8 protein-coding genes are annotated in these 9,599 nt (G+C 38.6%); 1 reads left to right on the top strand and 7 read right to left on the bottom strand.

Features of this window, described 5'->3' with window-relative positions; all coding sequences use genetic code 11:
• Positions 1–534: 534 nt before the first annotated feature.
• The 7 genes from CK510_RS17460 to CK510_RS17430 form a co-directional block, all read right to left on the bottom strand.
• On the bottom strand, positions 535–1,557 hold the full coding sequence (locus tag CK510_RS17460; RefSeq protein WP_211293219.1) for an amino acid ABC transporter permease: 1,023 nt from the start codon (positions 1,555–1,557) through the stop codon (positions 535–537).
• 35 nt (positions 1,558–1,592) lie between these two features.
• Positions 1,593–2,510, bottom strand: coding sequence for an amino acid ABC transporter permease (locus tag CK510_RS17455; RefSeq protein ID WP_095722922.1), 918 nt, complete (start codon positions 2,508–2,510; stop codon positions 1,593–1,595).
• Between the two features lie 260 nt (positions 2,511–2,770).
• Positions 2,771–3,805 (bottom strand): amino acid ABC transporter substrate-binding protein, encoded by a 1,035-nt coding sequence (locus CK510_RS17450; RefSeq protein ID WP_095722921.1) that lies wholly within the window; start codon positions 3,803–3,805, stop codon positions 2,771–2,773.
• An 85-nt stretch (positions 3,806–3,890) separates the two neighbouring features.
• The gene (locus CK510_RS17445) at positions 3,891–4,133 is read right to left on the bottom strand and encodes a class II glutamine amidotransferase domain-containing protein (protein ID WP_143289336.1); all 243 of its coding nucleotides are present in this window, start codon (positions 4,131–4,133) and stop codon (positions 3,891–3,893) included.
• 73 nt (positions 4,134–4,206) lie between these two features.
• Entirely contained in the window at positions 4,207–4,542 is a 336-nt protein-coding gene (petJ, locus tag CK510_RS17440) for a cytochrome c6 PetJ (protein ID WP_095722919.1), read from the bottom strand.
• Between the two features lie 267 nt (positions 4,543–4,809).
• Positions 4,810–5,310, bottom strand: a complete 501-nt coding sequence (locus CK510_RS17435) for a GNAT family N-acetyltransferase (protein WP_095722918.1) — start codon at positions 5,308–5,310, stop codon at positions 4,810–4,812.
• A 247-nt stretch (positions 5,311–5,557) separates the two neighbouring features.
• Positions 5,558–6,685, bottom strand: coding sequence for an RpoD/SigA family RNA polymerase sigma factor (locus tag CK510_RS17430; protein WP_095722917.1), 1,128 nt, complete (start codon positions 6,683–6,685; stop codon positions 5,558–5,560).
• 1,545 nt (positions 6,686–8,230) lie between these two features.
• Between CK510_RS17430 and CK510_RS17425 the strand changes: the two genes are divergently transcribed.
• Positions 8,231–9,599, top strand: a 1,369-nt coding sequence (locus CK510_RS17425; protein WP_143289335.1) for a primosomal protein N' family DNA-binding protein, incomplete at its 3' end; no start/stop codon positions are given.

The raw sequence follows: 9,599 nt of genomic DNA, 5'->3' as shown, positions 1-9,599 counted from the left end.
AGCAGTTTAAATGAATCTCTTGGAAGATGCTTCCTTTGTCAGCATGACTGTTTAAATGTTATCGTCGAGCAGTTTAAATGAATCTCTTGGAAGATGCTTCCTTTGTCAGCATGACTGTTTAAATGTTATCATCGAGCAGTTTAAATGAATCTCTTGGAAGATACTTCCTTTGTCAGCATGACTGTTTAAATGTTATCATCGAGCAGTTTAAATGAATCTCTTGGAAGATACTTCCTTTGTCAGCATGACTGTTTAAATGTTATCATCGAGCAGTTTAAATGAATCTCTTGGAAGATACTTCCTTTGTCAGTATGACTGTTTAAATGTTATCGTCGAGCAGTTTAAATGAATCTATTGGAAGATGCTTCTTTTGTCAGCATGACTATTTACATTTTATCGTTGAGCATTTTAAATGAATCTATTGGAAGATGCTTCCTTCGTCAGCATGACTGTTTACATTTTATCGTTGAGCATTTTAAATGAATCTATTGGAAGATAGCATGACCGTTTAAATGTTATCGTTGAGCAGTTTAACTATCTCTGACCGACACCTAATTGTTTTTCTAAACGTTGGGAAGCTAGGGACATTGAATAACAAAATACCCAATAAATCAGTCCTATAAATAAATAAACTTCTGCATAACGATTGAGAAATTCAGGTTGAGCCAAAATCGAACGAGAAATACCAATCAATTCTAATAATCCGACTATTGATAACAAAGAAGTGTCTTTAAATAAACCGATAAATTGACCAACAAGGGCTGGAATAACTGCACGTAGGGCTTGAGGAAGGACAACCAGTAATATGATTAAGGGAGTACTCAAGCCTAGCGCTTTGGCAGCTTCAGATTGTCCCCGTGGAATTGATTGCAAACCACCACGTACATTTTCTGCTAAATAGGCTGCACTGAATAGGGTTAAACCTGCAATTCCTCGTAATACTCGATCTAAACGGATGTCGTCTGGCAAAACCAAAGGCAGCATTACTTGAGCTAAAAACAAAATTCCAATTAGTGGTAATCCCCGAATAATTTCAATGTAGAAAATACTCAGATTTCGCACCATAAACATCTGACTTTGACGACCTAATGCTAGTAATATACCTAAAGGAAAGGAAATAATAATACTAATTACTGCCATTACTAAAGTTAGTAGCAAGCCATTCCATAAATTTGTATCTACTTTTTCTAGTCCAAAACCTCCACCAATTAACCAGAGAATGATTGGAAAAGATAATCCCCAAGCTAGAGGTAAAAAACTATTAATTAATTGAGGTAAACGCTGAATAAAAGTTCCCCAAGTTAAGCCAGATAAACTAAGAATAATAACTAATGATAGCCAAAGTCGTCCGTGAAGTTGTTGGGGAAAACGACCAACTAAAAATAATTGTAAGTTCACATTGATAACTGACCATTGAGCTTGAGTAAACACCCAGCTAAGAATGCCTTTGATACTCGAAATCAGTAACCAAGAGCAGACAATTGTCAAAATACTGTTATACCAGTTGTTAAATAGGTTTTTTTGCACCCATTTTTTGAATTGAAAATTTTGATTCATTATTAATGCTTCTTTGAAGAAAATTTTAAAAGCTATTATCTTTCTTTAATTTGGACAGTATGATTTAATAAATTCATGATGAAGGCTATAATTAAACTCATAGTTAGATAAGTCACCATAATTAATAACATCACTTCTACAGCTCTACCAGTTTGACTAAAAGTGGTGGAAGCAACAAAGTAAATATCGGGGTAGGCAATTGCGATCGCTAAACTGGAATTCTTTGCTATATTCAGATATTGGCTTGTGAGTGGTGGAATAATTACCCGCAAAGCTTGGGGGAAAACTACTAACTGCATAACTAATCCTGACTTTAAACCTAGTGCCTGTGCCGATTCCCATTGCCCCTTAGGTACTGATTGAATTCCACTTCGGATAATTTCGGCAATAAATGCACCTGCATAGAGGGTTAATCCTAAAATTAATGCCGATAATTCAGAGGATATTTCTATTCCGAAAGGGATTTTTATGCCCTGATTATTAAGGGTAATTAATCCCAACAAAGAGATTTGATTTTCTACTTTTGGCAGATTCAGAAAAAAACTGGAGTACCAAAAAAATAATTGTAAAAGTAAGGGTGTATTCCGTAAAATCTCAACATATACTAAAGCCAAATTCCGGACTAACCAATTATCAGATATTCTTGCCACTCCAACGGTAATACCGACAATAGTTGCCAAAATTATGCTGACAATGATAACTCTTAGGGAGTTGACCAAACCAACTAAGAAAGCGCGACTATAGCTATCTGAAGGTTGGTAAGAAATTGGAGTTTCACCAATGTCGAAAGATGCTTGCGATCGCATAAAGTCAAATCCCAACTGAATGCCTATTCGCTCTAAATTGTAGGTCAGGTTATCCCACAATATCCCTACCACAATCATAATCAGTAATACTGCTATAAATTGACCTGCAACACTCAAAAATCGCCGATTACGCCATAAGGGAATCATAATATTTTGGATTTTAGATTTTGGATTAAATAACTTCTGGATTTTTATATCAAGTGCGGGTTTTTATTTATAATAAAATCTTTTGAATGTAAATAAGTCGGGGAGAAAAATGCCTTGGAGTTTAGCTTTTCAGTGCGGAGGTAAACGCAGAGTTACATGGAGCTTTTACCGTCAATTTATAGAAATTTTAGCCTGATGAGTGATTTGATTGAGATTTGATAGTTAGGAGTTTTCGATCTAAAATTTAAAATCTAAAATCTCTAACGAAAAGGGGGAGCATAAAGAATTCCACCTTGATTCCAAAGTTTATTTGGACCCCGTTCTAATTTCAAGTCTGAGTTTTTACCCAAATTGCGATCGTACATCTCGCTGTAGTTACCAACATGTTTAATAATCCGACTTACAAAGTCATTAGTTAGACCTACCCCTTTACCTAAATCACCTTCTGTGCCTAATAAACGTTTAATTTCTGGATTACTGCCATTTGCTAACTGGGTAACATTTTGAGAATTAACTCCCAATTCTTCAGCATTAATTAGACCATAAATAGTCCATTTGACAACATCAAACCATTTGGAATCACCATTGACAACGGCTGGCGCTAAAGGTTCTTTTGAGATTACCAAATCTAGAACGCTGTGGTCATCAGGTTTGGGTAAAGTTGAGCGACGGGAAACTAACTGGGAACGGTCTGAAGTTACGGCTTGACAACGACCTTGTTCGTATGTAGTAAATGTAGTATTTACATCTTCAAAAACAAGAGGTTTGTAGTTAATACCCCGTTGTCGCATTTGGTCTGCGAGGTTTTGTTCGTTGGTTGTTCCGGTTTGGGTGCAGATGGATTTGCCTTTCAAGTCTTCTAACTTCTTAATATTGCTATTTTTTCTTACCATGATGCCTTGACCATCATAAAACACCACTGGTGCAAACTCTAAACCAACAGAGGTATCTCGACTAATAGTCCAGGTGGTATTCCGACTGAGGATATCGACTTCGCCAGTCTGCACGGCTGTAAAACGTTCTTTAGCGTTTAAGTTGCGAAATTCAACTTTTTTGGGATCATCAAATATAGCTGCTGCGATCGCACGACATACATCTACATCTAATCCCGCATATTCTCCGTTTGCCTTGACAAAGCTAAACCCTGGTAATTGCCCGCTAACGCCACAAATCAGTTTGCCACGACTTTTAATTGTATCCAACTTGCTGGTAGTATTTCCTCGCGATCGTCCACTACAGGCATTCAGTGACAGAATCAGAGGCATTAGAGCTAGAAATAATCCTAATTTATGCATATTCACTTGTTTATTCTCCAGTAATTGACTTATTCATGCCTACCTATTCACAAGCATAAACTTTCTTGCTGAAGCTTTGAGTAATTCACTCAACAAATAGACTCGACTTAATTTCTTGAAAGTTAAATATTTCCCCATTAAAAACAATAAATTTATCACCAACTTGATTGAATATGGGTTGAATTGCACTTTCTCGATCGATGATTTTTAAACGCTGATTTCCAGCTAAAACTGTTTGACTACTATAGGTTTCTGTAACCTCTCCTCGCAATGCGATCGCATCGATCATCTTTAATAAAAGATTTTTTTGCTTGCTAGAAATATACACCTTTAGGGGCACGACATCGCCGCACCCCTAACATTAGTATTTTAGAACTGGGAAATTAAATTCCGGTTCTTAATTACCAGCCTTTATCAGCTTGCGAAAGTACGTAAGCTGCTACATCTGCCTTTTGCGCGTCATTCAAACGTCCTGTAAAAGCAGGCATTGCATTTTTACCACCAGCGACTTGGGCAATAATCGCTTCTTCTGAGTACATGCCGTACTTTTCTAAAGCGTCTTTTTTCAAAGTCTTGTTGGCTTGAACTAGGTTTTTACCACCAGCATGGCATGAAGCACAATTAGCGCTGAAGATTTTTGCTCCACTCGCTGCGTCACCAGCAGCAAAAGCAGGACGGCTAAATGCAAAAGTGAAAATTGCCATGCCTAGCAGCAATACTGAAACAATTCTCTTCATTACGTGTTCCCTCTGTAACAAAAGCTGAGTAAGTGTTATCTTCCTTTAAATATTCTCTTGTCCAAACTATGGATAGTCAAACGACGGGCTGTCATACTTCACAAAATGCTTTCGGAATATAAATATTAATTAATTTTTGTTGCAGTTAAGTTTAAATTGTTTTTTATAATGTATATTATCTCCAGCAATAGTAACCTGAAGTATACAAGTATAAAATTAAACTTTATTTCTTTTGCCTTTTACTTTTTACTTTTTACTTTTTACTTTTTACTTTTTACTTTGTTGCGCTAGCTGATTAATCCCATCACCTGTAACCCTACAAATCCGCCATTCTTCCAAAATATCAGCACCCAAACGACGGTAGAATGCTTGAGCGGGTTCATTCCAATCCAAAACGCTCCATTCTAAGCGTCCACAATTGCGTTCAACGGCTATTTGGGCAACTTTGCTCAGGAGAAGTTTGCCGATGCCTTGACGACGATATTCGGAGAGGACAAAAATATCTTCGAGATAAATTCCCGGTTTTGTTAAAAATGTCGAATAATTATGAAAAAATAGGGCAAACCCTACAGGCTGCCCTTTGTATTCTGCGAGTATTACTTCTGCATATCTTTGAGAACCAAAAAGATGCTCTTTGAGGGTAGAAGCATCTCCGGTTAATGCATCTTGTAGTTTTTCGTATTCTGCTAATCCTTGAATGAGATTAAAAATTGCAGGGCAATCTTCAGGTTTGGCAGAACGGACAATTACATCACTTCGCGAGGTCATATAGATTAGAGGTTGGAGGTTAATGGCTATCAGTTAATGATTGTTATACTGCAAACGGCTTAAAATTCGACTAATATAGAACCTCCAACCTCTCCCCTTACTAAGGGGGGAGGCTTAATAAATATTAGGTTTGGCAGATAAAAAGTATAATCCTTAACCGTTTTTAGTATAGTTATTGGAATCTCAATTTTTAGTAACTATACCAAAATTTTGACTCCAATTCCCAATTACCCATTACCAACTGAAATTAAATCAACCAACCTTTTAACCTTTTAGCAATATGAGGACGACGAAGTTTTCGCATTGCTTTGCTTTGAATTTGGCGAACCCGCTCACGAGAAAGATTGAACATATTGCCTACTTCTTCTAACGTGCAAGGTTCGCTCGTTGTTAAACCGTAACGCAATGAAATTACATCTTTTTCCCTTGGTGTTAATACATCACCTAAAACTTCCCATATCTCCTGACGCATCATGCTTTCATTCATTTTTGCTTCAGGTGATTGATTGTCTTCGTCTTCCAGCAGATCCATCAATTCAGTATCTTCTTCCTTCCCAACACGATGGTTTAAAGAAAGTGCTTGACGACGAAGTTGCTGAAGTTGACGTAGTTGAGTCGGGGGAATTTCCAGAATTGCCGCAAGTTCGACTTCGCTGGGGTTGCGTCCAAGTTGCTGTTTGAGTTCGCGCTGTGCCTTTTTCAGCTTATTCAGTTTTTCGACAATATGAATTGGTAGACGGATTGTTCGCGCATCATTTGCGATCGCACGGGTTATGGCTTGACGAATCCACCAATAAGCATAGGTTGAGAATTTATATCCTTTGTCGGGGTCAAATTTTTCGGTAGCGCGGTTTAAACCCATTGCTCCTTCTTGAATTAAATCCAGAAAAGGAACTCCGCGATTGAGATAGCGTTTGGCAATTGATACTACTAAACGCAAGTTCGAGCGAATCATTTTGCGTTTGGCGACTCTACCCTGGTACAAGCGACTTTCTAATTGTCGCTCTGTAATCTCTAAATGCTCGGCAACCATTGCCCTTGTAGCTGGTTGCGGAGAATCTTTTTGTAATGTAGCTTGTAATTCCCTAACTTCTTCTAAAAATCTGACTCTTCTGGCTAACTCGACTTCTTCATCCGGCTTCAGCAACGGATAACGAGCCATTTCTTTAAAAAATGCCCCTACCGCATCATCATGCTCGGTTTTATTATAGCCAGAAGGACGCGCAGCTCCCATTTGGTCGCCATCGCGTTCGTCATTGTCCGTAATTAACGCTTCTTCATCGGCTACTGCCTCTAAAATTTCGAGAGATGGTTCTTCGATCTCAACAGTAGGGGTTTCGATGATTTCGATAGTTCCCAATTCAGCAATATTCATAAGCATCTGTGAGGAATGGTTGCCTTTGTTGGTACATAATTCATTGGTGGTTACACTTATGCAGTATGTAGCTTTCACTCAATAACTGAACAAGTGCTTTGCTGCGATCGCGCAACGACTCCGGAGGAGTATCACAAAAACCAATGTTTCTGCCCAAAATTCTGCTCTATCTTTATATTTACAGAGGTCTTTGTATTTAACCGAAAGACCTACTAATCTTAGGAAGTTAAACTTTTACACCATGAGAGTGTTATAAAATTTAACTAAGAGAATTCCACAGGAAGAAATGCTCTTCGTTCCTCAGAATGACCGAAGAATCTTGCGGAGATGCTGAGTCCCAAGGGGACACGCTACGCGTAGTTTACTTCTCCGTTTCGGAGTACGTTTCACCCTGCGGGTAGACGCGCAAGCGGCTTCTGTTAAGTAGCAAGCTACAGCATGACAACACAGGATCATTCATTTTGTGGCTTACTCTAATGGACTTAGATGATTGAACTACGGGAGCTTTTGTTGCTCTGTAATTTCAAAATATAATTTTTCCGCCTCGTAATCTGAATTTATACTTTTTCTTAATTAAAAATATGTCAAACTCTCCTTGCTCAAAATTATTTAAACTTAACAAAGATAAAAGTAGAACCTTCGCCACTCCTCAAAATTTAAATCAAAGCTTAAAAAAATCTATAATTTCTTTAATTGTCTGAATTATTATGCTTTGGCTAACTAAAGATATAGAATCCTTGTAGTGGTAAATTAGTCCTAGTTTTTGCATCAAACTTAATTTGTATGGCTGCTTAAACTAGGAAAAATAACTCGAACAAAGTGAACCTGCATAAAAGCATCTCATATCCTTAAATTATTGAGTATCTATCAATAGGGGTAAAAGGCGCTGTACCTGATTTAATATTCGCAGAGAAGTATAGTATACAGCACTATGAGATTATTGAATATATCTTGCTTGCGTCGAAAAAGTGTTCCCTCTGACCCAATTGTAATTTTTTTTTAGGGGGTGAGGCACTTTGTATAGGAAACTTATCAAGTATTATGTCCGACAAAAGTATTGTTAATTACAATTTTTGATAGTTAATTGTTAAAGATTAAAGGTTGTAGCAATTTAATATGAAGATGGACAATCGACTAAAACCTCTACCCATCGCTTTGTGATTTGGCGGTTGTTGTATCCTTGCCNTTAATTGTAAAAAATAAAAGGTTGTAGCAATTTAAAATGAAGAGGGATAAGAGTAAAAAACACCCCCACCGCCTGTGGCACCTCCCCTTAGTAAGGGGAGGTTTGGATATAGAATTTAGATTAGCAATGAGGATTAAATAAGTTCCAGAATTTGTGACAACTAAGGATTGTGGATTAAATAACGTGGAATAGCCGTCTCAGATGTTCAATGTCAACCAGGATGCCTAACTGAATAATTGCTGTTTGTTGTTTTTTCTTTATTTATTTATTGTTCGTTCTGAAATAATGCCCAATGCCCCATGTTCAATGACCAAATAACCAAATAACCAAATAAAAGTGTTCGTTATAGTTTAAAAATTATGTATACAGATAATGTAAATTTAGCCCCCTCGCAGGTTGCAGAACTTGGGCAAGGATACAACAACCGCCAAATCACAAAGCGATGGGTAGAGGTTTTAGTCGATTGTCCAGGTACGACGGGGCTATTTACATACCAACTGCCGGAGCAATTAGAGGTAAAATCGGGTGATATTCTCAGCGTACCGTTTGGTGCCCAAGTAGTAGGTGGAATTGCAATTCGGCTGCTTGAAGAACCACCAGCAGATATTCCCATCGATAAAATTCGTAATGTTGAAGATGTGGTAAGTGCAGGCTTTTTCCCCCGCGCTTACTGGGAGTTATTAAATAAAGTTGCAGAGTATTATTACACTCCCCTAATTCAAGTGGTGCGAGTTGCATTACCACCAGGATTATTGGGGCGATCGCAACGTCGAATCCGCTTAGTCAAAGGAATCCCTGCTGTTCCCTCTTACCTAAGTCAAACAGCACGACAAATATTCGATTTGCTCAAAGCCCAACCCGCAGGTGATTACAGTTACAATTACCTCCAACGTCAAGTTAAAGCTGCATATCGAGCTGTGCGCGAACTAACCCGCTACGGTTTAGTTGAAAGCTACCTGGAAGCACCAAAACTCACCCGCCCCAAATTACAAAAATCTGTTACTCTCACAAATGACCCCCTGGCACGGGACATTACCACCCGTCAACATGAAATATTAGAAGTATTACGGCGACATGGGGGTGAAATGTTGCAAAGCGAACTTCTCCAAGCTTCCAGTGCTAGCTCATCCACCCTAAAAACCCTAGCAGATAAAGGTTATGTTGTCATCGAAGAGCGGGAAAGACTCCGCAGAGAATCCCCCACAAATTCTGGAGAATTAACGGGAGAGCAAGTAAAAACCCTGACAACAGACCAAACCCAAGTACTCGAATCCATCCAACAAATTAGCCAATACGCAACAATCCTGCTACATGGTGTCACAGGTTCGGGGAAAACAGAAGTTTACTTACAAGCAATATCCCCCCTACTCAACCAAGGTAAATCAGCCCTTGTTCTCGTTCCCGAAATTGGACTCACACCCCAACTCACCGATCGATTTCGCGATCGCTTTGGGAATAAAGTGAGTGTTTATCACAGTGCCCTCTCGGATGGGGAACGCTATGATACTTGGCGACAAATGCTCACTGGTGAACCTCAAGTAGTAATTGGTACACGTAGTGCCGTTTTTGCCCCCTTACCCAATCTCGGTTTAATTATCCTTGACGAAGAACACGATTCATCCTTCAAGCAGGATTCCCCCATTCCCACATATCATGCTCGCAACGTTGCTCAATGGCGAGCCGAATTAGAAAATTGTCCTTTATTATTGGGTTCGGCAACTCCTTCGT

The organism is Brunnivagina elsteri CCALA 953 (assembly GCF_002289455.1).
Classification (GTDB): domain Bacteria; phylum Cyanobacteriota; class Cyanobacteriia; order Cyanobacteriales; family Nostocaceae; genus Brunnivagina; species Brunnivagina elsteri.
The sequence above is the reverse complement of the archived record's forward strand: the minus strand, read 5'-3'. Positions and strand labels throughout refer to the sequence as shown.